The 25576-nt window shown below is 71.7% G+C and carries 24 protein-coding genes; 16 read left to right on the forward strand and 8 right to left on the reverse strand.

Annotated features, from left to right (window positions below; genetic code table 11):
* Positions 1-94 precede the first annotated feature (94 nt).
* Both OO014_RS02305 and OO014_RS02310 read right to left on the reverse strand, forming a co-directional pair.
* Positions 95-1162 (reverse strand): alpha/beta fold hydrolase, encoded by a 1068-nt coding sequence (locus tag OO014_RS02305; protein WP_272460649.1) that lies wholly within the window; start codon positions 1160-1162, stop codon positions 95-97.
* A 142-nt stretch (positions 1163-1304) separates the two neighbouring features.
* Positions 1305-1841, reverse strand: a complete 537-nt coding sequence (locus OO014_RS02310; RefSeq protein WP_272460650.1) for a hypothetical protein — start codon at positions 1839-1841, stop codon at positions 1305-1307.
* Positions 1842-2010: 169 nt separating this feature from the next.
* Here OO014_RS02310 and OO014_RS02315 point away from each other — a divergent pair, with 169 nt between their 5' ends.
* Genes OO014_RS02315 through OO014_RS02330 form a run of 5 tightly spaced genes read left to right on the forward strand, consistent with a single transcriptional unit; the run spans position 2011 to position 6552 of the window.
* Entirely contained in the window at positions 2011-3534 is a 1524-nt protein-coding gene (locus OO014_RS02315) for a molybdopterin-dependent oxidoreductase (RefSeq protein WP_272460651.1), read from the forward strand.
* Positions 3535-3539: 5 nt separating this feature from the next.
* Positions 3540-4400 carry a formate transporter FocA gene (gene focA, locus OO014_RS02320; RefSeq protein WP_272460652.1) on the forward strand — a complete coding sequence of 287 codons (861 nt, stop codon included), beginning with the start codon at positions 3540-3542 and terminating at the stop codon, positions 4398-4400.
* A 49-nt stretch (positions 4401-4449) separates the two neighbouring features.
* Entirely contained in the window at positions 4450-4557 is a 108-nt protein-coding gene (locus OO014_RS19290) for an SRPBCC family protein (RefSeq protein WP_334685025.1), read from the forward strand.
* 59 nt (positions 4558-4616) lie between these two features.
* Positions 4617-5762 (forward strand): aminotransferase class I/II-fold pyridoxal phosphate-dependent enzyme, encoded by a 1146-nt coding sequence (locus tag OO014_RS02325; RefSeq protein ID WP_420485468.1) that lies wholly within the window; start codon positions 4617-4619, stop codon positions 5760-5762.
* A gap of 16 nt (positions 5763-5778) precedes the next feature.
* Positions 5779-6552: a DUF5995 family protein gene (locus OO014_RS02330; RefSeq protein ID WP_272460654.1), complete on the forward strand. Its 774-nt coding sequence runs from the start codon at positions 5779-5781 to the stop codon at positions 6550-6552.
* Here the strand turns inward: OO014_RS02330 and OO014_RS02335 are convergent.
* Positions 6477-7763 carry an MFS transporter gene (locus OO014_RS02335; RefSeq protein ID WP_272460655.1) on the reverse strand — a complete coding sequence of 429 codons (1287 nt, stop codon included), beginning with the start codon at positions 7761-7763 and terminating at the stop codon, positions 6477-6479. The genes OO014_RS02330 and OO014_RS02335 overlap by 76 nt on opposite strands.
* Before the next feature lie 139 nt (positions 7764-7902).
* Here OO014_RS02335 and OO014_RS02340 point away from each other — a divergent pair, with 139 nt between their 5' ends.
* The 5 genes from OO014_RS02340 (at position 7903) to OO014_RS02360 (ending at position 13570) form a co-directional block, all read left to right on the forward strand.
* A complete protein-coding gene (locus tag OO014_RS02340) occupies positions 7903-8412 on the forward strand; it encodes a MarR family winged helix-turn-helix transcriptional regulator (protein WP_272460656.1) in 510 nt (169 codons plus the stop codon).
* Positions 8413-8472: 60 nt separating this feature from the next.
* Entirely contained in the window at positions 8473-10176 is a 1704-nt protein-coding gene (gene bluB / locus OO014_RS02345) for a 5,6-dimethylbenzimidazole synthase (protein WP_272460657.1), read from the forward strand.
* A 45-nt stretch (positions 10177-10221) separates the two neighbouring features.
* Positions 10222-10734 carry a gamma carbonic anhydrase family protein gene (locus tag OO014_RS02350; protein WP_272460658.1) on the forward strand — a complete coding sequence of 171 codons (513 nt, stop codon included), beginning with the start codon at positions 10222-10224 and terminating at the stop codon, positions 10732-10734.
* 294 nt (positions 10735-11028) lie between these two features.
* Positions 11029-12819 carry a BCCT family transporter gene (locus tag OO014_RS02355; protein WP_272460659.1) on the forward strand — a complete coding sequence of 597 codons (1791 nt, stop codon included), beginning with the start codon at positions 11029-11031 and terminating at the stop codon, positions 12817-12819.
* Positions 12820-12922: 103 nt separating this feature from the next.
* Positions 12923-13570: a 4a-hydroxytetrahydrobiopterin dehydratase gene (locus OO014_RS02360; protein ID WP_272460660.1), complete on the forward strand. Its 648-nt coding sequence runs from the start codon at positions 12923-12925 to the stop codon at positions 13568-13570.
* Positions 13571-13684: 114 nt separating this feature from the next.
* Here the strand turns inward: OO014_RS02360 and OO014_RS02365 are convergent, their stop codons facing one another.
* The 3 genes from OO014_RS02365 to OO014_RS02375 form a co-directional block, all read right to left on the reverse strand.
* Entirely contained in the window at positions 13685-14116 is a 432-nt protein-coding gene (locus OO014_RS02365; RefSeq protein WP_272460661.1) for an Hsp20/alpha crystallin family protein, read from the reverse strand.
* A gap of 139 nt (positions 14117-14255) precedes the next feature.
* Complete coding sequence (locus tag OO014_RS02370) at positions 14256-15776, reverse strand: PH domain-containing protein (protein WP_272460662.1); 1521 nt, start codon at positions 15774-15776, stop codon at positions 14256-14258.
* Entirely contained in the window at positions 15773-16258 is a 486-nt protein-coding gene (locus tag OO014_RS02375; protein ID WP_272460663.1) for a PH domain-containing protein, read from the reverse strand. Before OO014_RS02375 ends, OO014_RS02370 begins: the two co-directional genes overlap by 4 nt.
* A 116-nt stretch (positions 16259-16374) precedes the next feature.
* On the opposite strand from OO014_RS02375, the gene OO014_RS02380 reads away from it, so the two are divergent.
* Genes OO014_RS02380 through OO014_RS02390 form a run of 3 tightly spaced genes read left to right on the forward strand, consistent with a single transcriptional unit; the run spans position 16375 to position 18670 of the window.
* Positions 16375-17403 (forward strand): LLM class flavin-dependent oxidoreductase, encoded by a 1029-nt coding sequence (locus OO014_RS02380; protein ID WP_272460664.1) that lies wholly within the window; start codon positions 16375-16377, stop codon positions 17401-17403.
* Positions 17400-17696 (forward strand): glycosyltransferase, encoded by a 297-nt coding sequence (locus OO014_RS02385; protein ID WP_272460665.1) that lies wholly within the window; start codon positions 17400-17402, stop codon positions 17694-17696. Before OO014_RS02380 ends, OO014_RS02385 begins: the two co-directional genes overlap by 4 nt.
* On the forward strand, positions 17648-18670 hold the full coding sequence (locus tag OO014_RS02390) for a glycosyltransferase (protein ID WP_272460666.1): 1023 nt from the start codon (positions 17648-17650) through the stop codon (positions 18668-18670). Before OO014_RS02385 ends, OO014_RS02390 begins: the two co-directional genes overlap by 49 nt.
* A 76-nt stretch (positions 18671-18746) precedes the next feature.
* Here OO014_RS02390 and OO014_RS02395 read toward each other — a convergent pair whose 3' ends face one another.
* A complete protein-coding gene (locus OO014_RS02395; RefSeq protein ID WP_272460667.1) occupies positions 18747-20777 on the reverse strand; it encodes an NADPH-dependent 2,4-dienoyl-CoA reductase in 2031 nt (676 codons plus the stop codon).
* A gap of 90 nt (positions 20778-20867) precedes the next feature.
* Between OO014_RS02395 and OO014_RS02400 the strand changes: the two genes are divergently transcribed.
* Complete coding sequence (locus OO014_RS02400) at positions 20868-22331, forward strand: flavin-containing monooxygenase (RefSeq protein WP_272460668.1); 1464 nt, start codon at positions 20868-20870, stop codon at positions 22329-22331.
* 40 nt (positions 22332-22371) lie between these two features.
* Here the strand turns inward: OO014_RS02400 and OO014_RS02405 are convergent, their stop codons facing one another.
* Positions 22372-23649: a DUF4921 family protein gene (locus OO014_RS02405; RefSeq protein WP_272460669.1), complete on the reverse strand. Its 1278-nt coding sequence runs from the start codon at positions 23647-23649 to the stop codon at positions 22372-22374.
* Positions 23650-23680: 31 nt separating this feature from the next.
* Here OO014_RS02405 and OO014_RS02410 point away from each other — a divergent pair, with 31 nt between their 5' ends.
* Positions 23681-24649 carry an NADPH:quinone oxidoreductase family protein gene (locus OO014_RS02410; protein ID WP_272460670.1) on the forward strand — a complete coding sequence of 323 codons (969 nt, stop codon included), beginning with the start codon at positions 23681-23683 and terminating at the stop codon, positions 24647-24649.
* Positions 24650-24668: 19 nt separating this feature from the next.
* The gene (locus OO014_RS02415) at positions 24669-25487 is read left to right on the forward strand and encodes an SDR family NAD(P)-dependent oxidoreductase (RefSeq protein WP_272460671.1); all 819 of its coding nucleotides are present in this window, start codon (positions 24669-24671) and stop codon (positions 25485-25487) included.
* The last annotated feature ends 89 nt before the right edge of the window (positions 25488-25576 follow it).

Raw genomic sequence — 25576 nt, forward strand, 5'->3', positions numbered from 1 at the left:
GGTGGGTTCCCCACCAAGCCGGGCTGCGGTGTCCTCTGCCACAGCCCCACCCCTGGCCGTATGCCGCTGGGCCGGCTCCGCGGCGACACCGTCCTCAGCGCGTGGCGAGGCGGGTGATCTCCGCGGCGATGCGGTCCGGGACCTCGAGGGGCAGGCCGTGCGCGATGCCCTCGAGCTCGACCTCCCGGACAAGGCTCTGCTGCCCCGGCTGCGCGGCGTACCCCTCGAGCACGGCTCGCGTCTGCTGCTTCATCGGCTGCGGTGGCACCGCGTCCGCCCCCGGCCAGCCCGGCACCGCTCCCATCTCGCCGAGGGTGCCGAAGTCGAACATCGACCGGTCGGCGCAGACCATGTCCTCGGTCCCGTGCACCCACGTGATGGGGATGCCCGCGGTGCTGCGGGCGATGGCCGAGGTGTCGTAGTGCTTGGGGGACATCGTGTTGAGGACGCCCCGGTCACCGGGGGCGAGCATCGGCCAGTTCTCCGACGGCCGGCTGTCGCCCGGATAGAAGTCGTCACCGACCCGGGTGGTCAGGGCCTCGGTGAGCAGGAACTCCTCGTCGACGTTCGCCGCGTTGGCACCGGCGCCGAAGAACGACCGCAGGACCACGCGCGGGCTGGACGTGGACTCCTCGCTCCGGTCCTTCTCGCGCAGCCGCTGGACGAACTCCGGTGCGGCGCCCCCGCCTCCGCTCCCCGCGGCATCCTCGTAGGCCCGGGTGCCGGCGGCATCGATGGTGCCGCCGAAGCCGTGGGGGGAGACCGGTGCGACGAGCACGAGCCCCCCGAGGTCGTCCGGGTGCTCGAGGAGCAGCTGCTGGAGGACGCCTCCCCCCATGGACCAGCCCGCGGCCGTGACGCGCCGGGCACCAGCGAGGCCCAGGGTCCCCAGGAGGCCGTGCACGTCCTCGGACAGGTCACCCAGGCCGCGCGTGGCGTCGATGGGGGCCGCGTCCGTCAGGCCGAAGCCGCGCAGGTCCGGCGCGATGACGCGCACGTCGTCGGGGAGGGCGGCCGCGACGTACTTCCAGAAGCCGCCCGTGGTCAGGTTGCCGTGGATGAGCAGGACGGGCGTGCCGTCCTCGGGCCCACTGGTCCAGACGTTCATGGCCAGCCGTGGGGTCTCGACGATGGAGCAGCTGAAGTCCGATGTGGGTGCCACGGGCGGTGCCTTTCTGCGGTTGGTCGGCGACGTCGTGTGTCTACCAGCCCGTCGCCGCTGGGTCAGTGTGTCGGGCGCCCACACGTCACGGGTGTCGATGTGAGGCACGGTCCCTGCCGGATCCAGTGCGAGGCTGCACCGCTCAGGGGATCGGCCCGGCCGGATGGGTGGCAGCGGCGGCGCGCTCCTGCGGCGTGAGCGAGGCCGGGTCCACGATGTGCACCACCTCGACCCGGTCATGGACCGGGCACCGCATGATCCGCCACGGCCCGAGGCGGAGGCTGCGGAACGACGCCCCCGGCACCCACAAGGTCTCGAAGAGGCCGCCTCGGGCGCAGCGGACGACGACGACGAACCGGTCCCGGCGTGCTGAGAGGTGCGCGGGCGCGTAGACCGTCTCCCGGTCCCGCTCCAGCTGAGCAGGTGTGGGCTCGGGAAGCCTGTCGAAGGCTGCCTCCTCGAGCGTGAGGACGACCCGAGCGGTGGTCAGGCGGTCGACGTGCCTGCGCTCGACGAACCGCCAGCCCTGCCGTCCCCTGACCACGATCCCGCGGAAGATGTCCTGCTCGTAGTCGGCCACGACCCGGTCCACGACACCCAGGCGGGCACCTGCCGCGCTCAGGACCGGGATGCCGAGCGGCAGCGCGGTGTAGGCGATCGGCCTCTCCTCGTCTGCCATGCGCGACGCCTCCTGCTCACGGACGCAGCAGACAGCCTACTTCCGCACAAGAGAGCCCACTGTGAAGTGGCCCACATCCCTTGATTTTGCACGGCTTAAGCCGTAGAAATACTACTCAATGTAGTCGTACGTCACGTAGTAGACATTCCCGACGCTTCCGGAGTCCTCGATGACCGAGTTCGATTTCCCCGCCTGGCTGCGCATCTCCCACCTCCTCAACTTCTTCCTCATCGGCCTGCTGCTCCGCTCGGGCTGGCAGATCATCGCCACGCACCCGCGCTTCTACTGGCGCAGCGACTGCGGGCCCGGCACGGAGTGGATCAAGTTCACGCGTCGGGTCGTGCCTCCCGAGGAGGGTGCCTACACCGCTCACGACGACGAGCTCGAGCCGCCGAGCTGGCTGACCCTGCCCGGCAGGCGCAACCCGGGCCTCGGCCGGCACTGGCACGGACTCGTCACCCTGCTCTGGGTCCTCAACGGCCTCGGGTACGTCTCGCTGCTCTTCCTCACCGGGGAGTGGCGCCGCATCGTGCCGACCTCTTGGAGCGTCTTCCCGGAGGCCTGGGAGTCGCTGCAGATCTATGCCGGCCTCGGCGTGCCGTCCATCGAGCACTTCACGCCGTATGACGCCCTGCAGCGGCTCACCTACTTCGCCGTCGTCTTCATCGTGGCGCCGCTGATGATGGTGACCGGTCCGGTCATGTCGCCGGCCGTCAGCAGCCGGTTCCCCTGGCTGCCGAAGCTCTTCGGCGGACGTCAGGCCGCCCGGTCCATCCACTTCCTCGGGATGGTGATTCTCTCGGTCTTCATCCTCGGTCACGTGGCGCTCGTCTTCATCTCGCACCGCGAGTACAACGTCACCCACATGGTCTTCGGTGAGTACGACCCGACGCGCGTCGCGCAGGCCACGACGATCATCCTGACCACGATCGCCGTCGTGGTCGCCGTGTGGATCGCGCTCAGCTACCTCAGCCTGCGGGACCGCCGCAGGACGCAGCGCTTCCTCTTCGCCCTGCTGGAGCCCGTCCGCCGCCTGACCGTCAACAAGCTGAAGCCGCGCAACCGCCGCGCCCAGGCCTACACGGAGAAGGACATCTCGCCGTACCACTGGACGAACGGGCGCTACCCCGCGCCGGAGGAGTCGCCGGAGTGGCACGAGCTCGCCGCGCACGACTTCCGCGACTACGCGCTCGAGATCGGGCCGTCCAACGACCCGGAGCGGATCGTCCGGATCTCGTTGGAGCAGCTCAAGGCGCTGCCGCAGCAGGAGCAGATCGTGGCGCACGCCTGCATGCAGGGCTGGACCGGCATCGCGAAGTGGAAGGGCCCCAAGGTCATGGATGTCATGGCCCTCGCCGGGCCCCCGCCGGCCGATGCGAAGTACCTGCTCGTCACCTCGTTCGGACTCGCGCAGAGCATGCACGACGGTCGGCCGCTCGAGCCGTTCTACTCCTGCATCCCGATCGAGGACTGCTACGAGGACGAGTCGATCTTCGCCTGGTCGATGAACGACAAGCCGCTGCCGTGGACGTTCGGGGCTCCGCTGCGGATCCGGGTCGAGTCCTACGTCGGCTACAAGATGATCAAGTACCTCCGCTCAGCCGAGTGGATCGCGGACTACCGGACCGTCGGCGACGGCATGGGTGGCACCCGCGAGGACTCCGGCTACCAGGCGATCAACGCGAGGATCTGAGCGCCGTGACCGCCACCACCATCCTGTCCCCGTCCCAGATGGCCAGGGCGGCGGAGGACGCCGCCTATGCGAAGGCCACCAGCAGTGCGCTCAAGTCCTTCCTGCTCGGCCTCACGGCCGGCGGCTACATCGCCCTGGGGTTCGTCTTCTTCACGACGAGCCAGGTGGGTGCCCAGGCGCTCCCCTGGGGTGTGGCCAAGGTGCTCGGTGGTCTCACCTTCTCGACCGGCCTGGCCCTCGTCGTCCTCACCGGCGCCGAGCTCTTCACGTCGTCGACGCTCACGCTGACGGCGCGGGCGAGCGGCCGGATCACGTGGCTGCAGCTGCTGCGCAACTGGACCGTGGTCTACGTCGCCAACTTCGTCGGGGCGCTGACGATGGTGGGTCTCGTCTTCTTCGCCGGGACCTGGCACAGCGCCGGGGGCGGCTGGGGGAAGGTCGTGCTGTCCACGGCGTCGTACAAGCTGCACCACACGTGGGCGGAGGCGTTCTTCCTCGGCGTCCTGTGCAACCTCATGGTCTGCCTCGCCATCTGGGCGGCCTACTCCGGGCGCACGACGACGGACAAGGTGCTCGCGGTGACCATGCCGATCGCCCTCTTCGTCGCGACCGGCTTCGAGCACTCGGTCGCCAACATGTTCATGGTGCCGCTGGGCATCCTCATCAAGGGTTCCGCCGGCGCCGACTTCTGGGCCGCGACCGGTCTCGACCCCGCGGCGTTCGCGCACCTCACCTGGCAGCAGTTCCTCACCGGCAACCTGCTGCCGGTCACCCTCGGCAACATCGTCGGTGGCGGCGTCATGATCGGAGTCCTCTACTGGACGGTCTTCCACCACCTCGAGCGCCGCACGGCTGCCTCTCGCTGAGGCAGGGCGCGCGTGGCGCCGCCCCCGCAGAGTCGGACACACTGGCCCCATGCCGACCGTCGAACGTTCCGTCGTCATCGCCTGCCCCGTCGACGAGGCGTTCGCCTACCTCGCGGACCCGACCAACGGCCGCGAGTGGCGGACACTGGAACCGTGACCAGTAGTCGCCGCCTGTTCCAGCCGTCCCGCCGCTCCGACGTCCCACCCTTCGAGGTGATGGACGTCCTCGACCGGGTGGCGGTGCTCCGCGCAGCCGGCCGGGATGTCATCTCGCTCTGCGCCGGGGAGCCCTCGGGCGGCGCGCCGACCGCGGTGTCCCACGCGGCTGCGGCCGTGCACGCATCGGGGCAGGCCCTGACCTACACGTCCGCTCTCGGCATCCGGCCGCTGCGTGAGGCGCTCGCCGGGCACTACCGACGCTGGTACGGCCTCGAGGTGGACCCGGCCAGGGTCGCTGTCACCACGGGTTCGTCCGGCGGCTTCATGCTCGCCTTCCTCGCGGCCTTCGACGCTGGTGACCGTGTCGCGCTGGCCAGGCCGGGCTATCCGGCCTACCGCAACATCCTCGCCGCGCTCGGCTGCGAGGTCGTCGAGATCGACTGCGGGCCGGAGGTGCGCTTCCAGCCCACACCCGAGCTGCTGGAGGCGGCCCACCGGGAGGCGCCGCTCACGGGTCTCATCGTCGCCTCCCCGGCCAACCCGACGGGCACCATGGTCGACCGGGCGGAGCTGACTGCCATCACCGCGTGGTGTGCCGCCAACGGCGTGCGCCTCGTCAGCGACGAGATCTACCACGGGGTGACCTACCCCGAGCCCGGCGCTCCCGACCCGCGCGGCGTCTGCGCGTGGGAGCTCGACGAGTCGGCCATTGTCGTCAGCTCCTTCTCCAAGTACTGGGGCATGACCGGCTGGCGGCTCGGCTGGCTGCTCCTTCCCGAGGACCTCGTGCGCCCGGTCGACGCGCTCGCCGGCAACGTCGCGCTGTGCCCGCCGGCGCCGGCGCAGTACGCCGCGGTCGAGGCCTTCACCGAGGACTCCTACGCCGAGTGCGACGAGGCCGTCGCGGAGTTCGCCCGGACGCGCAAGCTCCTCCTCGACCACGCACCCAGCCTCGGCTGGGGGACGGCCGCGCCCGCCGACGGCGCGTTCTACTACTACGCCGACCTGGGAGGCCAGCTCGACTGCTGGCCGAGCTCAGCGGCATACGCCTCGGCCTTGCTCGATCGGGAGGGCGTCGCCCTGACGCCGGGCGGCGACTTCGACGACCGGGCCGGTGCCCGCTCGGTCCGACTCAGCTTCGCCGCCGGCTCGGCCGCGGTGGGCGAGGCGATCGAGCGAATCCGGAGGTTCCACGGGGGCTGACCCGCTACCGTCGAGCATGGGCTGGCTCTCGGGGATCGTCGACGGCATCCGGTCGTGGTGGACCGGCCGGCAACCGGGCTCGGGCCCGGCCACACCGGTGGGCGAGGCTGCGGCGATCGCCACCATCGAGGCGCTCGTGGAGCGGATGCGAGCCGTGGACGCGACCCTCGACCCCACCGACGGGGTTCACGCGTTCAGCCGGATGTATCTCCGGGTCACGGAGCTCGTGCTGGAACGGGCCACCGAGGGCTACTTCGGCAACGTCCGCTTCCTCACCCGGCTCGACATCCTCTTCGCCGGCCTCTATCTCGACACGCTCCGCAGCAGCGCGCCCACCGCCGCGTGGGCGCCGGTCTTCGAGCTGAGGAGCGCGCCCGGCCGGCTGCCGATCCAGTTCGCCCTGGCCGGGATGAACGCTCACATCAACCATGACCTGCCAATCGCCGTCGTGGCGGCCTGCCGCGAGCTGCGGCTCTCCCCGACGAGCCCGGGCATCCACGACGACTACCTCAAGGTCAACGCGCTGCTCGCGGCCGTGCAGGAGGAGGTGCGGCAGTCGTTCCTCGACGGGCTGGCGCTCGAGGTCGACCGCACCCACGCCGGACCCGTGGCCAACCTCGTCGGCGCCTGGAGCATCAACCGGGCGCGCGACGCCGCGTGGACCAATGCCAACGTGCTCTGGCGGCTCGACGGCCACGAGCCGTTGCGCAGTGACTACGCGGCGACGCTCTCGCGCTCGGTCGGGCTGGCCGGCAGGCTGCTGCTCACACCGGTCGACGACCTCGTCTGAGCAGGGGCCGGCCGGGCCGCCATGACCCGCCGCAGGCGCCACGCGGCATGGACGGCGAGGAGGCTGATCGCGAGGTGCAGCCCGAGGAAGCCCTGGGCGAGGCCTGCGCCGAGGAGCGCGCCGGCCACCAGCGGCCCGATCGCCGAGAACGTCGTCTGGAGCGCGGCGAAGGTGCCCAGGGTCTGGCCGACCATGCCCTTGGGTGCGAGCGACGCCGTCAACGGGTTGAGCACGGGGGAGTACATCGTCTCGCCCACCGCGAAGACGCCGTACGTCGTGATGAACAGCGCCGCCGCGATCTCGGGTCGGAACTGCGCCGCGGAGAGGATGAGCCAGGAGAGCACCCAGATGGACCCGACCGCCATGAGCAGGGTCGGGGCGCTGCGGCGCGCGGTGAGGCGGACCACGACGACCTGGATCAGCACGATGATGATCGCGTTGACCGCGGCCGCGGTGCCGATCGCCGCGGAGTCGACGTCGAGCACGGTGATCGCGTAGGCCGGCAGGCCTGCCTCGAACTGCGCGTAGAAGCCGAGCGCCAGCGTGACCGTGATGACGGCGGTCCAGCGCAGGGCCGGGCTCGCGACGATGGCACGCAGCGCGTCGAGTGGACGCCCGGGGTTGGCATCGCCGGCATCGAGTCCGCTCTCGGGGTGCGCCTCCGCGCCCACTCCGGCCAGGCCGATGATGACAGCCGACAGGGTGAAGCCGAGCGCAGCGGTCAGGAAGCCCACGTCGAGCCCGTCCGCGCGGCCGAGGTCGACGAGGTGCCCCGCGACGTAGGCCCCGAGCGCCATGCCGAGGGCCTCGCCGGTGAACTTGTAGGCGAAGACCTTGCGGCGGTCCCGGACGGCGACCCAGCGCAGCACGAGGACCTGCTTGGCCGGCATCGCGGCGGCGAGGCCGAGGCCGAAGACGAACATGCCGACGAGGAAGGTGACCGGTGACTCCGCCCGGACGAGGGCGCCCACGCCCAGGGCCGCGAGCAGCTGGGCGAGCACGGTCACGGCGACGGGGTTGAACCGGTCGGCGAGGCGCCCACCGAAGGGAGCGGCGACCAGCGCGCCGACCGAGAAGAGGGACGAGGCCGCCGCGGCCGCGAGGGAGCCCCAGCCGCGGGTGTCAGCGGCATACGCGTACTGGTAGGGCAGCACGGCGCCCCAGCCGAGCATCCCGATCGAGGACGCGAGGATGAGCAGCTTGGACCGCATGTCGATGTCACCCCTTCTGGTGTCGTGGGGGCGACTCGGTCGCCGCCCGTGGAGAACGCGGCTTCGATGCCGAACATTTCGAACTCTAAGTTCGATTTCGAAAGGTTAGCAGTCGAAGGAGCCGTGGCACAATCGAGTGGTGGCACCGAGACCGAGGACGGCCCAGGAGCAGCACCGCAAGGCCGTGGCGGCCTATGTCGCGGCGGGGGGTGAGGAGTCGGTCCAGCGCGTGATCACCGCCATCTACGGCGTGACCAAGAAGCTCGACCAGTGGTACGGCCGGCAGCTCGCCGACCTCGGGCTGACGCAGGGGGAGTGGGCCGTCGTGGCGGCGCTCGCCAAGGCGGGCGAGACCTGCCTGACCCCGAGCCAGCTCGCCGATCTCACCAATGTCGCGCCGTCGTCGATGACGCACCGTCTCGACAAGATGGCCGAGCGCGGTCTCATCCGGCGCAGCCCCGACGAGGCCAACCGCACGCGGACGCTCATCTCGCTCACCGGCGACGGCTGGGACCTCTTCAGCGAGGCGATCCGCGAGTCCAACGTCGTCGAGAGCGACATCCTGCGTGGCCTGTCGGGTGACGAGCGCGCCGACCTCGCAGGCCTCCTCGAGCGGGTCATCGAGCAGCTCGACCGCGTCGAGGCGTGAGCCGCGGGCACGACGAGGCCGTATGCCGCTGGGCTCGGTCCCGTCGTTAGGCTCCCCCGGGTGACCTACCGCCGGCCCGTCCCCTCCATCGGCGACCCGACCTCCGCGGCGGAGCGGGCTGCCGCGCCCGACGCCTGGGCGCTCACCGACGCCATCGACCCGCTGGCCGAGGTCGTCGCGGCCCGGCGGGACATCCGCCGCTTCCGCCCGGACCCCGTCCCGGACGACGTGCTCACCGCGGTGCTCACTGCGGGACACCGGGGGCCATCGGTCGGGCACTCGCAACCGTGGCGGTTCATCGTCGTCACCGAGGCCGAGTCGCGCGATGCCGCAGCAGTGATGGCGGACCGGTGCCGGCTCAGGCAGGCGGCGGGGATGTCCGAGGACTCGGCCCGCAGCCTGCGTGACCTGCGTCTCGAGGGGATCCGCGAGGCGCCCGTCGGGATCGTCGTCGCCTGTGACCGGCGCACGCCCGCGGCCGGGGTGCTCGGCCGGGCGACCTTCCCGGACGCCGACCTCTGGTCCTGTGCGGCGGCCATCGAGAACATGTGGCTGACGGCCCGCGCCCACGGGCTCGGGCTCGGCTGGGTCACCCTCTTCGAGCCCTCCGAGCTCGCCGCGCTGCTCGGTCTGCCCGACGGTGTCGTGACCCTCGGCTGGCTCTGCCTCGGCTGGCCCGACGAGCGGCCCCCGGAGCCGGGCCTCGAACGGGCCGGCTGGTCCAAGCGGCTGCCGCTCGACCAGGTCGTGATGCGCGAGCGCTGGACCGAGCGGCCGGCGCCCGTCTCGCACCTGCGCGCCCCCTCGCAGGAGCACGTCGTGGCCGCCCGCGACCGGGCCGACGACCTGCTCACCGTCCCCGAGTCGCTCGGAGCGCTCGACACGGTGCTCAACCGGATCGAGGCCCTCGGGCGGCGCGCGCAGGGCGGCACGCTCGTCATCGCGGCGGCCGACCATGGCGTCGTCGCGCACGGCGTGACGGCCTTCGACCCCTCGGTGACAGCGGACGTCGTCCGGGCCACCCGGGAGGGCACCTCCATGGGGGCGGTGGCCGCCCGCTCGGCAGGCCTGGCCGTCGAGCTCGTCGACGCCGGGGTGGGCAGCCCCGGGGGCGACCTCGTCCACACCGACGCGCTCGACGAGGAGGCGTATGCCGCCCTGCTTGCTCGCGGACGCACGCTGGGTCAGGCCGTGGCCGGGTCCGGGCTCGTCGCGCTCGGTGAGGTCGGCGTCGGCAACACGACGGTCGCGGCGTGCCTGGCAGCGGCCCTCCTCGGGCGCCCGGCCGGTGACGTCGTCGGGCGCGGCTCCTCCGCGGACTCGGCCATGGTCGCGCGCAAGGTCGACGTCGTCGAGCAGGCGCTGCGCCGCGTCGGGCTCCCACCCACCCCCACCCCCACCCCAAACTCGAGTGGCCCCGGCATCCACACCCTGCTCCGGCGTCTCGGCGGGGGCGAGCTCGCCGTCCTCACCGGGGTCGTCCTCGGAGCGGCCGAGGCCGGCGGAGTCGTCGTCCTCGACGGGCTCGCCACCTCCGTGGCCGCCTTGGCAGCCGTCCGGCTCGAGCCCGCAGTGGCCGCGCACCTCGTCGCGGGGCAGCGATCGCGCGAACGGGCCCACGGCCTCGTCCTCGACGAGCTCGGTCTGGAGCCGGTCCTCGACCTGCGCATCCGTGCCGGCGAGGGCGTCGGCGCGGCCCTAGCGTGCGGTGTGCTCGCCGGAGCCCACCGACTCCGGACCGACGTGGCCCGCACCACAGCGTGAGGTGCGATGGGGCTGGGAGCGAGCTCAGCGGCATACCCTCTGCTCATGCTGACCCCCCTCGGTGACCACGCCCCCGACGTCCACGCCACCGCCTGGGTGGCCCCCAGCGCGGACGTCATCGGCCGCGTCGAGCTCCGCGAGCACTCGAGCGTCTGGTACACGGCCGTGCTGCGCGCCGAGCTCGAGCCGATCGTCCTCGGAGAGCGCAGCAACCTCCAGGACGGCGTCATCGTCCACACCGACGCCGGCAAGCCCGCCACCATCGGCGCGGGCGTCTCGGTCGGCCATCGCGCCGTCCTGCACGGGTGCACCATCGAGGACGACTGCCTCATCGGGATGGGCGCCATCGTCCTCAACCAGGCCCACATCGGCGCCGGCTCACTCATCGCCGCCGGAGCCGTGATCCAGGAGGGTGCGGTCATCCCGCCGCGCTCCCTCGTCGCCGGCGTCCCCGGCAAGGTGCGGCGCGAGCTGACCGACGCCGACGTCGAGCGGATCCGGGCCAATGCCGAGGGGTACGTGGGGCTGAAGGACATCCACCAGAACGCCCGCGGCTGAGGGTTCGTGGCTGCGGGCCTCCCCACGCAAGCACGCGCTGCTGCGCACTGGCCCAAGCCGCGGAGCGGGACGAGCACCTCTGCGACGGTCAGAAATGACAGAGCTGACACAGTGTTCGGGGGCTGCTGGGGGACAGTCTGGTTCACGATTCAACGGAATGCTCGGCTTGCGGTCCGGGCCGACTCGACTTGCTTTCGGGCGAAAGACCCCGGCAGGGTGGGCGGCCGAACGTGACCCCTGAGATACGCAACGTGAGGAGTGGCGGCGCCCTGCTGGGCTCGCCGCCGATGAACCATGACCCGAGCAAACCGACCTTTCGAGGATGCGCTGCATCCCGCCCTGGAACCCCCACCCGTCCGCCGCCACGGCGAGGCCCCGTCAAGCATCGACCGCATCGTCTTCGGCGTCGCGGCCGCCGTGGCCATCGGCTTCGTGCTGTGGGGCGCCCTGTCGACAGAGACGCTGAGCGACTCCGCTGCCGTCGGTCTCGACTTCGTCGTCCACAACACCGGCTGGCTCTTCTCCCTCGTCGCCTCCGGCTTCGTCGTCTTCGTCATCTGGCTGGCGGCGAGCCGGTTCGGCAACATCCCGCTCGGTGGGGACGGCGAGGAGCCGGAGTTCCGCACCTCCTCGTGGGTCGCCATGATGTTCTCCGCGGGCATGGGCATCGGCCTGATGTTCTACGGCGTGACCGAGCCGGTGAGCCACCTCGTGTCCCCACCACCGGGCACGGTCGCCGCCGACAGCCCGCAAGCCGTCAAGACCGCGATGGCCACGACGATGTTCCACTGGTCGCTGCACCCGTGGGCCATCTACGCCGTCGTCGGCCTCGCCATCGCCTATGGCGTCTTCCGCAAGGGTCGCTCGCTGCTCATCAGCTCCGCCTTTGCGCCGATCTTCGGTGAGCGCCGCGCGAACGGGCCGGCGGGCAAGGTGATCGACATCTTCGCGATCTTCGCGACGCTCTTCGGCTCTGCCACCTCGCTGGGCCTCGGCGCGCTGCAGATCGGCTCCGGGCTCGAGATCGTCGCAGGCGTCGGCCCGGTCGGCAACGGCCTGCTCATCGGCATCATCGTCGTGCTGACGATCGCCTTCGTCCTCTCGGCGGTGTCCGGCGTCGCCAAGGGCATCCAGTGGCTGTCGAACATCAACATGGTGCTCGCACTCGGGCTCGCCCTCTTCGTCTTCGTCGTCGGGCCGACGGTCTTCATCCTCAACCTCGTCCCCACGACGATCGGCTCCTACGTCCAGGACCTCGCGATGATGTCGGCCCGGACCGACGCCGCGGGTGGCTCCGGCATGCAGGAGTGGCTGGCCGGCTGGACGATCTTCTACTGGGCGTGGTGGGTCAGCTGGACGCCGTTCGTCGGGATGTTCATCGCGCGCATCTCGCGGGGACGCACGATCCGCCAGTTCGTGTCGGGCGTACTGCTCGTTCCCTCCGTGGTGTCACTCATCTGGTTCGCCATCTTCGGTGGTGCCGGAATCGCTCAGCAGCGCAATGGCATCGACATCGCGGGGCAGTCCTCCTCGGAGGGGACGCTCTTCGCGATGCTCGGCAACCTGCCCTGGCCGACCTTCACCGCGATCGTCGTCATGGTCCTCGTCGCGATCTTCTTCGTCTCGGGCGCGGACGCGGCCTCCGTCGTCATGGGCACCCTCTCCGAGCGCGGAACGCTGCGTCCCTCGCGGTCGACGGTGATCTTCTGGGGTGCAGCCACCGGCGCCGTGGCCGCCGTGATGCTCGTCCTGGGCGGGGCGGACGCGCTGTCCGGGCTCCAGAACGTCACCATCGTCGCGGCGCTGCCCTTCGTCGTGATCATGGTCGGCCTGGCCGTGGCCCTGGTGAAGGACCTGGCCCGCGACCCGCAGGTCGTACGGCGCCAGTACGCGGTCGCCGCCATCGAGCACGCCGTGGTGGCCGGCGTCAGCGAGCACGGGGACGACTTCGCCCTCACCGTCCAGGAGACGCCTCCGGGGGAGGGGGTCGGCGAGCTCGTGCCCACCGAGCCGGTGGCTGCCGAGGAGGTCGTGGCGGAGGTGCCCGACCTGGAGAGTCGCGACCCGGCAACCGCGGGAGTCTGATCGCCACCGCCGGGTGGCGACGGTGCTCCGTCGTGGGTCAACTCGATCTGGCCGCCCCGCTTCCGGGGCGGCCAGATCGCTTTCTCGGACCTACGCTGGACTGATGGACAGCCTCACGACAGAGCAGATCCTCGACGCCCACCTTGACGACTGGCGCAAGCTGGCCCAAGCCCTCCACGCCCGCTACCTCACGGGAGACTTCGCCGCCGGACTGCGGTTCGTGACCGCGGTCGGGGCCGCCGCCGAGGGCGCCAACCACCATCCCGATGTGACCCTGACCTACCCCCACGTCGACCTCAAGCTGATCAGCCACGACGCGGGTGCGCTGACGCAGCGCGACGTCGACCTGGCTCGACGCATCAGCGAGATTGCCAGGGAGCAGGGGGTCGCGGCGGACCCGCACGCCGTGGCCGAGATCGAGCTCGCCCTGGACACGGCCGATCTCGCCGCGGTGGGCCCGTTCTGGGCGGCCCTGCTGACGGGGAGCACGGACGCGCTGCACGGCTCGGACGTCGTGGACCCCAAGGGCCGGCTGCCGCTGCTGTGGTTCCAGGACACCGACCATCACCGGACGCCGCGCCAGCGCTTCCACGTCGACCTCTGGCTGCCGCACGACATCGCTGAGTCGCGGATCGCTGCTGCCGTTGCGGCAGGCGGGACGGTCGTGGACAACGACAACGCGCCGTCGTTCGTCGTGCTGGCCGACCCAGAGGGCAACCGGTCCTGCGTCTGCACCTGCCTCGACCGCTGACCCGGGGCGCTACCGGCCGGCGGGGACGGCTTAACCGCGCCGGCCAGTGGCGGCACCCGGACGGCGAGGGCCCCGACCTCGAGGTGAGGTCGGGGCCCTCGTGGCCGCTGGGGATCAGCTGGCCTGGCTCTCGATCGCGGTCTTCTTGTCGTCGCTGTGTGACACCGAGATCTTGCGTGGCTTGGCCTCCTCGGCGACAGGGATCGTCAGGGTGAGGACGCCGTTGCGGTAGTCCGCCTGGATGTCGTCGAGCGCGAGCCCGCGCCCGAGCGAGAGCTGCCGGGCAAACGTGCCGGTGGGGCGCTCGTGGGACAGCCAGCGGACGTCGTCGAGGTTCTCACGCAGTCGCTCGGCGCGGACGGTGAGCGTGCGGTCCTCGACGTCGATGTCGATCGAACCGGGGTCGACGCCCGGAAGGTCGATCTGGGCGATGAAGGTCTCACCGCGGCGGTAGAGGTCCATCGGCATCGGGCTTGCCGTGGTCGTGCGGAAACCCTCGCCGAAGAGTCGGTCCATCTCCCGGAACGGGTCGAAGGTCCTGGTCATGACAGTCACTCCTCAGTTGAACTCGAACAGCTGCTCGGCCCCGAGCCGGGCAGACGCACCTTTCTTGAGTGGTAACGACTCAACTTTGCCCCGCATTCCCGACCCAGTCAAGACCGGCCCAGCGCCGGCCCAGCGCAGGTCAGGTGAACTGCGTCACGAGCTCCGGGGCCAGCTCACGGAGCAGCTCGTCGGCGCGCTCCGGCGTCAGGTCGAGGAGGTCGTAGTGCTGGCGCCCCGCAGCGGTCGTCGCCGTGAGGGTGACGACTCCCGCTCGCCGCTGGAACCAGGACTGCCGGAGCTTCCACCCGATCACGCCGCTGCGCGCGAGCACGACCCGTCGGCGGTCGAGCGACCCGCTGCGCGCGACGAGGTGGCGGCCGGTCACCAGGTGCCCGAGGCCGCGATAGCGGTCCCGTCCGAGCAGCCATCCGCCTCCCACCAGGGGCAGCGCCCCCACCAGCCACCAGAGGGGCCAGTCACCCACATCCCAGCCAACCGCCAGAGCGACGACGAGGGCGGCGGGGGGTGTGACCGCACGGGTGAGCCGTCGACGGCGGGCAGCCGGCCCGTGGTCAGTCACGGTCCCCCCGACGGCCACAGGGTCCCCCAGCACCGCCGCCGCAACGCCCTCGACCACGGAGGCCGGAGCGGGCGGTGACAGCCAGTCGGAACCACCGCCGGCCTCGCCCTGCAGGCCCGTGCTGACTGCCTTGAGCCGGCGCCCGCCGGCCAGCCGCAACCCGAGTGGCTCACCCAGCTCGACGCCGCGGACGCGAGTGTGGTCGATCCCGACCTCCCGGCTCGTGAGGAGACCGCGCCGGGTGTGGAGGCTGCCGGTGTGGTTGCGGCTCAGGCGGAAGCCCCAGAACGACAGGATGTAGGCGCCGACCGCGAGGAGGGAGACGAGCACGAGCAGCCCCACGACACTGGGCAGCCACCCCTGCTCCTCGAGCCACCTGGCGCTGGACTCGTAGTAGTCACCCTGCTCCGAGAACCGCCCGATCCCTTGGCTGACGAACCCGAGAACGGCCGCAGCGGTCCCGATCCCGGTCATCGTGAACGGCGCGAACCGCAGCCAGGACGGGTGGAGCCGCAGCAGCTCCTCCTCGGCGCCGACCTCGTCGACCTCCGAGGCGGGCGCACCCACGTCGAGGGCCGGGCCGGTCGGCGGCGGCAGTGCGGCCAGTGCGGGGTCGACGGTCCGGAGCCGGTCCAGCAGCTGGGCCCGCAGGCGGCGTCCCTCGTCGATGCCGAGCGAGTCGAGGACGAGCCGGTCCTTGCCGGCGCTGCCGGTCGAGATCTCGACCTTCGCCAGCCCGAGCGCCCGGTGGTGCAGCTGGGCGGTCAGGTCCACGGTGCGGACCTTGTCCAGCCGGGCCGTGCGCGACTGTTTGTGGAGCAGACCGTGTCTCAGCTCGATCTGGTCGCCCGTGATCCGGTAGCGGGTCGTCACCCAGCGCAGCAGGCCGAAGGCGACCACCACGGGCAGGGCGAGCAGCTCCCAGCGGTCGGAGTCGTCGGCGCCGATGCGCGCGACGAAGAGCGCGAGGATGGCCGGGAGGGCCTGGAGCAGCGACTGGAAGGGGTGGATGAGCAGCATCCGCTTGTCCAGGCGACGCCACTCCGTCTCGCCGACGACCTCACCGGGCGGATCGCTCACGTGGCGTCGCCCTTCTCCGCCACGGCAGCGCTCGTGAGGGTGTCGACGAGCTCACGGGCGACACCGACCTCCAGCCCGACGATCTCCAGGGCGCCGGCAGCGGAAGCGGTCGTGACGGTGACGGTGGCCAGCCCGAACAGCTGGGCCAGCGGCCCGCGCTCGAGGTCGACCGTCTGCACCCGGGAGAGGGGCGCGATCCGGCGCTCCTGGTTGAACCACCCCGTCTGCGTGTAGATCGCGTGCGGCGTTGCCTCCCAACGGTGGACGCGGTAGCGCCAGCGCGGCATCCCGATCGCGTAGGCCGCGGACAGCAGCAGCCAGAGCGCGCCCACGACCACGTGCAGCGTGCGGTCCGGTGCGTCGTCGAGGAACCACCAGCCCAGCTGCGCGGCACCGAGGAAGAGCGCACCGAGAACCGCCTCGACGGTCCACATCCGGATGGCTCTCGGGGACACCAGATGGGCGGGCTCACGCAGCTGCACGTGACCACCGTTTCACACGTCGCTGACGTCCCCCAGGTCGTATGCCGCTGAGCTCGCTCGCGCGAGCCCGCCCGGTCCTGCTCCTCCCGCTCCTGCGCTTCGCCTACCGTGGGTCCATGAGCCTCGAACTCGGCCTCGACACCTTCGGCGACATCGCGAACGGCCCGGACGGGCAGCCGCTCCACCCGGCCGTGGTCATCCGGGAGGTGCTGGCCGAGGGGGAGCTGGCGGACCAGCTCGGCCTGGACTTCTTCGGCGTCGGCGAGCACCACCGCAAGGACTACGCGGTCTCCGCGCCCGACACGGTCCTGGCGGCGCTCGCCGCCCGGACCGAGCGGATCCGCCTCGGCACGTCGGTGACCGTCCTGTCGTCCGACGACCCGATCCGCGTCTTCCAGCGGTTCTCGACGGTGGACGCGGTCTCCCGGGGAAGGGCCGAGATCACCGTCGGGCGAGGCTCGTTCATCGAGTCGTTCCCCCTCTTCGGCCTTGACCTCTCCGAGTACGAGACGCTCTTCGACGAGAAGCTGAGCCTGCTGGCGGCGGTCGTCGCCGAGCAGCCGGTGAAGTGGCAGGGCTCGATCCGGCCGCCTGTCGACGTCGAGTTCGTCCAACCCGCAACGGAGTCCGGACACCTTCCGGTCTGGGTCGGGGTCGGCGGCACGCCGCAGTCCGTGGTCCGTGCGGCGCACTACGGCTTCCCCGTCGTCATCGCCATCATCGGTGGGTCGGCCCGCCAGTTCGCGCCTCTGGCCGACCTCTACCGGCGCGCTCTCGACGAGATGGGCAAGGAGCCCCGGCCGATCGGCGTCCACTCGCCGGGATACCTGGCAGCGACGGACGAGCAGGCCCTGGAGGAGTTCCTGCCGCATCAGGTCGCCTACATGAACAAGCTCGGACGCGAGCGGCGTTGGGCGCCGATGACGCTCGACCAGGCCAAGCAGCAGCTCGGGCCCGACGGCGCGGTCTACTGCGGTTCGCCGGAGACGGTGGCCCAGAAGATCGCCGACACGATGAGGACTCTCGGCGCGACGCGTTTCCAGCTGAAGTACTCCGTCGGCACCCTGCCGCACGACCTGCGCCTGGAGAGCATCCGGCTCTACGCGACCGAGGTGGCACCGCGGGTGCGTGAGCTGCTCGCGTGAGGATCCTGCTCCTCGCGATGGGGTCGCGGGGCGACGTCCAGCCGATGCTCGCGCTGGGCGACCGCCTCCGTCGTGAGGGGCTGGCGGTGGCCGTCGCCGCCGGCGCCGACTTCGGACCCTTCGTCGAGGAGCAGGGCCTCGACTTCGAGCCGCTCTCCTTCGAGGTGATGGAGGGGTCCGGAGCGAGCTCGGCCAGAAGTGGCTCGGAGGGACGAGCACCAACCCCCGACGCGAGGCTCGTCTCATGCGCCAGGTCGTGCGGCACATCGCCGAGGCCCTCGCAGGCGACCTGATGCGCCTCTCCGAGCGGGCGGACGCCTTCGTCTCCGGGCCGCTGACCTTCGACGCGATGGAGGTCCTCGCCGCCCGCGCGGACAAGCACCACGTCTTCGCCATGTTCCAGCCGACCTGGCCCACGGCCCAGGGTGCGTCGGCCGCCTTCGCGCTGCGTCCCAGGTCGACCTCGGGGCTCAACCGGGCCTGGGGCTGGGCCGCTGCCTACGCGGCGTGGGACGTCGTGCGCTCCACCGGCGATGTCGTCCGGCGCCGGATCGGGAGCGGACGCGGCTCGTTCCGGCAGTACGTCACGGCGGCCAAGCAGGTGCCCACCGTGCTGGCCGTCAGCCCCCGCGTGGTGCCCCCCGCCGCCGAGTGGGGCGCCAACGTGACACAGACCGGCTTCTGGTTCGTGGAGCGGACCGAGCCGTGGCAGCCGCCGGACGAGGTTCGGGCTTTCCTCGCGGACGGCCCTCCGCCGGTCTACCTCGGACTCGGCTCGATGGCCACCGCGGACCCCGCGGGCGTCGTGCACGCGTTCACCACGGCCCTGGACCGGCTCGGTCTGCGTGGGGTGCTCAGCGCCGGCTGGGCGGGCCTGCGCGCCGAGGACCTCCCGGCCACGGTGCTCGCTCTCGACGGCGCCCCGCATGACGCGCTCTTCCCGCAGATGTCGATCGTCATCCACCATGGCGGAGCGGGGACCACTGCCGCAGCCTTGCGCGCCGGTGTGCCGCAGGTCGTCGTCCCGCACATCGCGGACCAGCCCTACTGGGGCCGTCGTGTCCACGAGCTCGGTGTCGGAGCGGCCCCGATCCACCGCAAGCACCTGACCGCCGACCGGCTGGCCGCGGCCAGCACCGAAGCTGCCCGGCCGGAGGTCGTCCGCGCGGCGACCGCGCTCGGCGAGCAGGTCCGCGGCGAGGACGGCGTCGGGATGGCCACCGCCGCGATCCTGGCGGTTATCGAGAAGCCGGCTCACCCGAGGTGAGAGCCTCCCCGGTCCTCGGCCGGAGAACGCTGGGCGGCCAGGGTGGCACCGATGGCCCATGCAGTGACGCCGTCGGTCAGAGGCTGGCGGCCAGTTCAGTGCCCTGCTTGATGGCGCGCTTCGCGTCGAGCTCGGCGGCGACGTCGGCGCCGCCGATGACGTGGACGCTCACGCCGAGCTCCCGCAGCTGCGGGACCAGGCCGTTGACCGACTCCTGACCGGTGCACAGCACGATCGTGTCGACGTCGAGCACCTGCGGGTCGCGGTGCTCCTCACCGAACGAGATGTGCAGCCCGGCGTCGTCGATCCGCTCGTAGTTGACGCCAACGTGGTGGTGGACGCCCTTGGCCTTCAGGGCCGCCCGGTGCACCCAGCCCGTCGTCTTGCCGAGTCCCTTGCCGATCGGGGTGCTCTTGCGTTGCAGGAGGTGCACCTCGCGAGGAGAGGGCGCCGGGGCCGGCTTCACGAGTCCGCCCCGGGACGCGTCCGGGGCGCCGACGCCCCACTCGGCCATCCACTCGGCGACGCTGAGCGGTGACTCGACCGAGTGTGCTCCGTGCGTCAGGAACTCCGACACGTCGACCCCGATCCCGCCGGCTCCCATGACTGCCACGCGCTGCCCGACGGGCGCGCCCTCACGGACGACCTGGGCGTAGGTGAGCACCTTGGGGTGGTCGATCCCGGGCAGGGACGGGATGCGCGGCTCGACACCGGTCGCCACGACGACCTCGTCGAAACCGGCCAGGTCCTCGGCAGCGGCGGGGCGACCGAGGTGCACCGTGACCCCGGTGAGGTCGAGGCGCCGGCGGTAGTAGCGGATCGTCTCGGCGAAGTCCTCCTTGCCGGGGATCCGCATGGCGATGGCGAACTGGCCGCCGACGTCATCCGCGGCCTCGAAGAGGTCCACCTCGTGGCCCCGCTCGGCTGCGGCCACCGCGGTCGCGAGACCAGCGGGTCCGGCCCCGACGACGGCGACGCGCTTGCGCGTGCGCACCGGAGCCAGCACGAGCAGCGTCTCGTGGCCGGCTCGCGGGTTGACCAGGCAGGATGCCGTTTGCTTGGAGAAGGTGTGGTCGAGGCAGGCCTGGTTGCAGGCGATGCACGTGTTGATCTCGTCGGCTCGTCCCTCGGACGCCTTGAGCACCCAGTCGGGGTCGGCGAGGAGAGGCCGGGCCATCGACACGAGGTCGGCCTTGCCCTCGGCCACGACCTGCTCGGCGAGGTCGGGCATGGAGATCCGGTTCGAGGCGATGACGGGGATCGAGACCTCGGGCCGCAGCTTGCCGGTGACCTCGACGAAGGCCCCGCGCGGCACCGACGTGACGATCGTGGGGACGCGGGCCTCGTGCCAGCCGATGCCGGTGTTGATGATCGTGGCGCCGGCCACCTCGACCTTCTTGGCCAGGGCGACGATCTCGTCCCAGGACTGGCCGTCGGGCACGAGGTCGAGCATCGAGAGCCGGTAGATGATGATGAAGTCCGGTCCGACCGCCTCGCGCACGGCCCGGACCACCTCGACGGGGAGCCGTCGCCGGTTCTCCGGCGTGCCGCCGTAGGCGTCGGTGCGCTGGTTCGTCCGCGGCGCGAGGAACTGGTTGAGGAAGTAGCCCTCCGAGCCCATGATCTCGACGCCGTCATAGCCGGCCTCCCGGGCCAGCCGGGCACACCGTGCGTAGGCCTCGACCTGCCGCCGGACGCCACCTTCGGACAATCCCCGGGCGGTGAAGCGCGAGATGGGCGCCTTGCTCGTCGTGGCCGTCACCCCCAGCGGGTGGTAGGCGTACCGCCCCGCGTGGAGGATCTGCAGCGCGATCTTGCCGCCCTCGCGGTGCACGGCATCGGTGACCCGCCGGTGCCGGCGCGCTTGGCGGTGCGTCATGAGGACGGAGCCGCCCGGATAGAGCGAGCCCTCGAGGTTGGGCGCATAGCCGCCGGTCACCATGAGCGCGACCCCGCCCCGGGCGCGCTCCGCGAAGTACGAGGCCAGCCGGTCCACATCGCCGGCGCGGTCCTCCAGCCCGGTGTGCATCGAGCCCATGACGACACGGTTGCGCAGTGTCGTGAAGCCCAGGTCCAGCGGCTGGAGCAGGTGGGGGTAGCTGGTCACTCGGCCGAGCGTAACCGCGCCTACTCCCGGGTAGCCAGCCCAGCGGCATACGTCACAATCACTCCAGCGGCATGGGTCACAATGTCCTGCGTGACGCAGCCGACGACGCCCGAGCACCTCGATGTCCTCGTCATCGGGGCCGGCCTGTCCGGGATCAACGCCGGCTACCGCCTGCAGACCGAGTGCCCGGCGAGGACGTGGGCCATCCTCGAGGGGCGGGACGCGGTCGGGGGCACCTGGGACCTCTTCCGCTACCCCGGCATCCGCTCGGACTCCGACATGGCCACCCTCGGGTTCCCCTTCGAGCCGTGGTCCGAGGGGGAGGCCATCGCGGGCGGTGGCCAGATCCTCGACTACATCCGCCGGACTGCCGCCAAGCACGGCATCGACGAGCGGATCCGGTTGGGACACAAGGTCATCGCCGCCAACTGGTCCAGTGACGACGCACGCTGGACCGTCACCGTGCAGCGGGGCGACGACACCACGACCCTCACGTGCGGCTTCCTCTACCTGTGCAGCGGCTACTACGACTACGCGTCGGGCCACCGGCCCGACTTCCCCGGCGAGGAGCGCTTCCGGGGGCAACTCGTCCACCCGCAGTTCTGGCCGGACGACCTGGAGCCCGACGGGTCGCGCATCGTCGTCATCGGGTCGGGCGCGACCGCGATGACGCTCGTGCCGGCGCTCGCCGAGCGGGGTGCGCACGTCACCATGCTCCAACGCTCCAGCACGTGGGTGGCGGCGCTGCCGCGGCGCGACCGGGTGGCCGACGCAGTCCGCCGCGTGCTCCCCGAGCGCCCCGCCGGAGCCGTCGTCCGCTACAAGAACGTCCTCACCACGATGGCCTTCTACCAGCTGAGCCGTCGACGTCCCGCCTGGGCGAAGGCCCTGCTGGCCAAGCGGATCCGCCGCGGGCTCGCTCCCGCAGCCGACGCCGGGCGCCTCGCCGCAGAGCACTTCACCCCGAGCTACGACCCGTGGGACCAGCGCCTCTGCGTCGTGCCGGACGGTGACCTCTTCGACGTCCTGCGCGACGGTCGGGCCGAGGTCGTGACCGACACGATCGAGACCTTCACCGAGCGGGGCCTGCGCCTGTCCTCTGGCCGTGAGCTGGAGGCGGACGTCGTCGTGACGGCGACCGGCCTGCGGATCCTCGCGGCCGGTGGCATCGACATCTCGGTCGACGGCGAGCGCTGCCCCGCGTCCGAGCTGTGGGTCTACCGCGGCGTCATGCTCGGCGACGTCCCGAACCTCGCCCTGTCGATCGGCTATGTCAACGCGTCGTGGACGCTCCGCTCGGACCTCGCCTCACGCTACGTCTGTCGGCTGCTCAACCACCTGGCGGCGGAGGGGCTCGAGGTCGCCGTCCCGACCCCGCCACCCGGCCTCGTGGGGCAGCCGCTGCTGCCGCTCAGCTCCGGCTACGTGCAGCGGGCCCTGACCGAGCTCCCGCAGCAGGGGGACCGGGCGCCGTGGCTGATGCGGCAGAACTACCTCCTCGACCGCCGCGACATGCTCCGCGGCGACGTCACCGAGGACATGGCCTTCCGCTGACGCCGGCCGTATGCCGCTGGGCTCGCCCCCGCGCGCCGGCTCAGTCCGCGAGCCGCAGGGTCTCAGCCACCGCCCCGGCCCCGACGAGCTCGCGCAACCGGGTGACCACCCGCTCGTGGACGGTCCACGGGCTGACGGTGTTGACGTAGATCTTCGTCCCGCCCTCGAAGCCGGCCAGCGTCGAGATCCGCCACTTGAGCACGGCCCGCAGCGGCATCGGCAGGTCGACCGACGGAGGCCGGTGGTGCCACTCCTCGTTGCTCGGCACCTCGACACCGGTCGCGGCGTGGCAGGCATGCAGCAGGTCGGCGAAGTCCGCGACCTCGTCCGGTGTCAGCTCCCACGGGCACCGGTCCGTGACGAGCGAGTGCACCTCGAGCGACGGGAAGCGGTGCCCGATCCCCACGAAGGCCACCGCGCTGGGAGTGCGGGCGACCAGGAGACCGCGCTCAGCGGCATACCGCCATCCCCAGCGTTCGTAGAGGTCGGGCTGCTCGGACACGTGCTCGGCCTGGCGCTCGAGGTCTGCGCCGAGCTCGTCGATGGCGACGACCTGCTTGTGGAGGTGGTCGAAGGAGGCCCCGGCGGGCTGGAGCCAGTTCTGGAAGACGCTGACGTAGCGGGCGTGCTCGTTGTCGCGATAGACGCCGTGCATCGCGTCGATGGAGAACCCGACGTACTCCCGGTGCTCCTCGGGGGTGAGGCGCCCGGACCCGCGCAGCCGTGAGTCGTCCGTCGCGCCCTCCTCGAAGTGCCGGCGCGCGACGACGAGGAGGTGGTTGCCGGCGAAGAGGCCGCTCGCCTCACGATCGACCTCCGCTTCGGTGAGCGGCTCGTCGAGGGAGCCGCCGTCGGAGCGGGCCGCCACCCGGATCCGGGCGAGCCGCTCGACGTGCTCGCGACCCGCCGGCGTCGACAGGTAGTGCTCGCGTCGGGCCGTCATCTCCGCGGTCGGCTCCCAGCCGTGCGTCAGGTGCCAGTAGTCGTAGGAGAGGATCTCGAAGAGGTTGGGCACGAGCCGGAACTCAGCCGGCGACGCGGCCACCTCCTCCGCGGCCAGCCCGCGGACCTCGCGCCAGCCGTCGGCTGCCGCCGCGTCCCGCACGCGGCGGGCGATCTCCGGCGTCGTCTCGAGCACCCGCTCGGGGCAGAACGCACAGATCCGGTCGGCATCGGCGGGGTCGATCGGCAGTGGCGGCCGGGCAGCGCGTTCGATGGGGCGGCGTCCCCGGCCCGGCAGGGTCCACACCTTCGTGCCGGTGAAGGGGTTGACCTGCTTGATGGTGCCGTCGGGCAGTGTCGTCAGGGGATCGAGCACCCGGCCAGCGTAGGACGCTACTGTCACGTCCATGCGTGCAGCCAGAGTCTCTGTCCTCGACGGACCCGCCGCCGTCACGGTCGACGAGGTCGACGAGCCGGTGCTCGAGCCCGGTCACGTCCTCGTCGACGTGCACGAGGCAGGCGTCAGCTTCCCCGACGTGCTGCTCACCCGCGGGCTCTACCAGATGAAGCCGGACCTGCCCTTCGTGCCGGGGGCCGAGTGCGCCGGTGTGGTGCGGGCGGCTGCCGAGGGCAGCCGCTTCCAGCCGGGGGACCGGGTCGCGGCCTTCCCGATCCTCGGGGCGTTCGCCGAGACGGTCGCGGTCCCCGAGTCGCTCGTCTTCCCGTTGCCCGACTCGGTGTCCTTCACCACCGGTGCAGCGCTGCTGATGAACTACCTCACCGTCCACTTCGCGCTCGTCCGCCGCGGGCGGCTCGAGCCGGGCGAGACGGTCCTCGTGCACGGGGCAGCGGGCGGCATCGGCACGGCGGCGATCCAGCTGGCGCGGGCCCTGGACGCTCAGGTCATCGCGGTCGTCTCCTCCGAGGCCAAGCGCGCCGTCGCCCAGCAGGCTGGGGCCCACCACGTCGTCCTGGCCGACGGATTCCTCGCCGCGGTCAAGGAGCTGACCGGCGGTCGCGGCGTCGACGTCGTCGTCGACCCCGTGGGCGGCGACCGTTTCACCGACAGCCTGCGCAGCCTGGCGCCTGAGGGGCGGATCCTCGTCATCGGCTTCACCGCCGGGTCGATCCCCGAGGTCAAGGTCAACCGGCTGCTGCTCGGCAACATCAGCGTCGTCGGCGTCGCCTGGGGCGCCATGTGGCACGGCGAGCCGGGCTACCTGCAGGAGCAGTGGGAGGCGATCACGCCGCTGCTCGAGAGCGGCGCCATCGACCCGCCGATCGGCCGCACGCACCCGCTGTCCGACGTCGCGGCGGCCATCGCCGAGATCGACGAGCGCCGGGCGACCGGCAAGGTGACCGTCCGCGTGCGCTGAGCACCATAGGGTCAGCCGTATGCCGCTCAGCTCGCTCCCAGCCCCTCCATCCTCCCGGCGCGTCGTCGTCACCGGCGCCGCCTCCGGGCTGGGGCTGGCGCTCGCGCGCGGCCTCGCCGCCCGAGGTGACCGGGTGCTGGCGACGGACCTCGCGGTGGAGCGGCCGGAGTCGGTGCCGGCGGGGATGGACTACGTGTCGCTCGACGTCCGGAGCGACGGCGACTGGGCGAAGGTCCTTGCCCACGTGCAGGACTCGTGGGGCGGCCTGGACGTGCTGGTCAACAATGCCGGGATCGCGACCGGTGGACGGATCGACGTGGCCGCGATGGACGAGTGGCACCGGATCGTCGACATCAACCTCCTCGGCGTGGTGCGGGGCTGCCGCACGTTCACGCCGCTCTTCAAGAAGCAGGGCAGCGGCCACCTCGTCAACGTCGCCTCGCTCGCCGGGCTCGTGCATGCGCCGGGGATGGCGTCCTACAACGCCGTCAAGGCCGGGGTGGTGGCCATCAGCGAGACGCTCGACCATGAGCTGGCGCCGCACGGCATCGCCGTGTCGGTCGTCTGCCCCGCCTTCTTCCGGACCAACCTCGGGGCCTCCTTCGCGGGCGACGACCAGGAGATGGAGGCTGCCGGCAAGCGCATGCTGGAGCGGTCGCGCCGGTCGGCCGACGACGTGGCGAGGGCCGTCATCAAGGGGATCGACTCTCGGCGGGACGTGATCCTCACCGACCCGGAGGGCCGGGCCATCTGGCGGCTCAAGCGATTCGCGCGGCCGCTCTACAGCCGGACGATGCGCAAGGCCGGTGCGCGCCTCGCGTCCCCCCGCCGCACCTGACGGCCGGCGCGCAGACCCGTTCCGCACCCCCTGACCCTGATCGAAAGAGCAGTTCGCGACACGTCGCGAACTGCTCTTTCGATCAGGGT

The organism is Intrasporangium calvum, from assembly GCF_028446585.1.
GTDB lineage: Bacteria > Actinomycetota > Actinomycetes > Actinomycetales > Dermatophilaceae > Intrasporangium > Intrasporangium calvum_A.

Bases quoted from the DNA above. Each gene is read 5' to 3' on its own strand.
- OO014_RS02310 (WP_272460650.1), bottom strand. From the start codon at position 1,841: ATGGCAGACGAGGAGAGGCCGATCGCCTACACCGCGCTGCCGCTCGGC.
- OO014_RS02315 (WP_272460651.1), top strand. From the start codon at position 2,011: ATGACCGAGTTCGATTTCCCCGCCTGGCTGCGCATCTCCCACCTCCTC.
- OO014_RS19290 (WP_334685025.1), top strand. From the start codon at position 4,450: ATGCCGACCGTCGAACGTTCCGTCGTCATCGCCTGCCCCGTCGACGAG.
- OO014_RS02325 (WP_420485468.1), top strand. From the start codon at position 4,617: ATGGACGTCCTCGACCGGGTGGCGGTGCTCCGCGCAGCCGGCCGGGAT.
- OO014_RS02330 (WP_272460654.1), top strand. From the start codon at position 5,779: ATGGGCTGGCTCTCGGGGATCGTCGACGGCATCCGGTCGTGGTGGACC.
- OO014_RS02335 (WP_272460655.1), bottom strand. From the start codon at position 7,763: ATGCGGTCCAAGCTGCTCATCCTCGCGTCCTCGATCGGGATGCTCGGC.
- OO014_RS02350 (WP_272460658.1), top strand. From the start codon at position 10,222: ATGCTGACCCCCCTCGGTGACCACGCCCCCGACGTCCACGCCACCGCC.
- OO014_RS02355 (WP_272460659.1), top strand. From the start codon at position 11,029: ATGACCCGAGCAAACCGACCTTTCGAGGATGCGCTGCATCCCGCCCTG.
- OO014_RS02360 (WP_272460660.1), top strand. From the start codon at position 12,923: ATGGACAGCCTCACGACAGAGCAGATCCTCGACGCCCACCTTGACGAC.
- OO014_RS02365 (WP_272460661.1), bottom strand. From the start codon at position 14,116: ATGACCAGGACCTTCGACCCGTTCCGGGAGATGGACCGACTCTTCGGC.
- OO014_RS02380 (WP_272460664.1), top strand. From the start codon at position 16,375: ATGAGCCTCGAACTCGGCCTCGACACCTTCGGCGACATCGCGAACGGC.
- OO014_RS02390 (WP_272460666.1), top strand. From the start codon at position 17,648: ATGCGCCAGGTCGTGCGGCACATCGCCGAGGCCCTCGCAGGCGACCTG.
- OO014_RS02410 (WP_272460670.1), top strand. From the start codon at position 23,681: ATGCGTGCAGCCAGAGTCTCTGTCCTCGACGGACCCGCCGCCGTCACG.
- OO014_RS02415 (WP_272460671.1), top strand. From the start codon at position 24,669: ATGCCGCTCAGCTCGCTCCCAGCCCCTCCATCCTCCCGGCGCGTCGTC.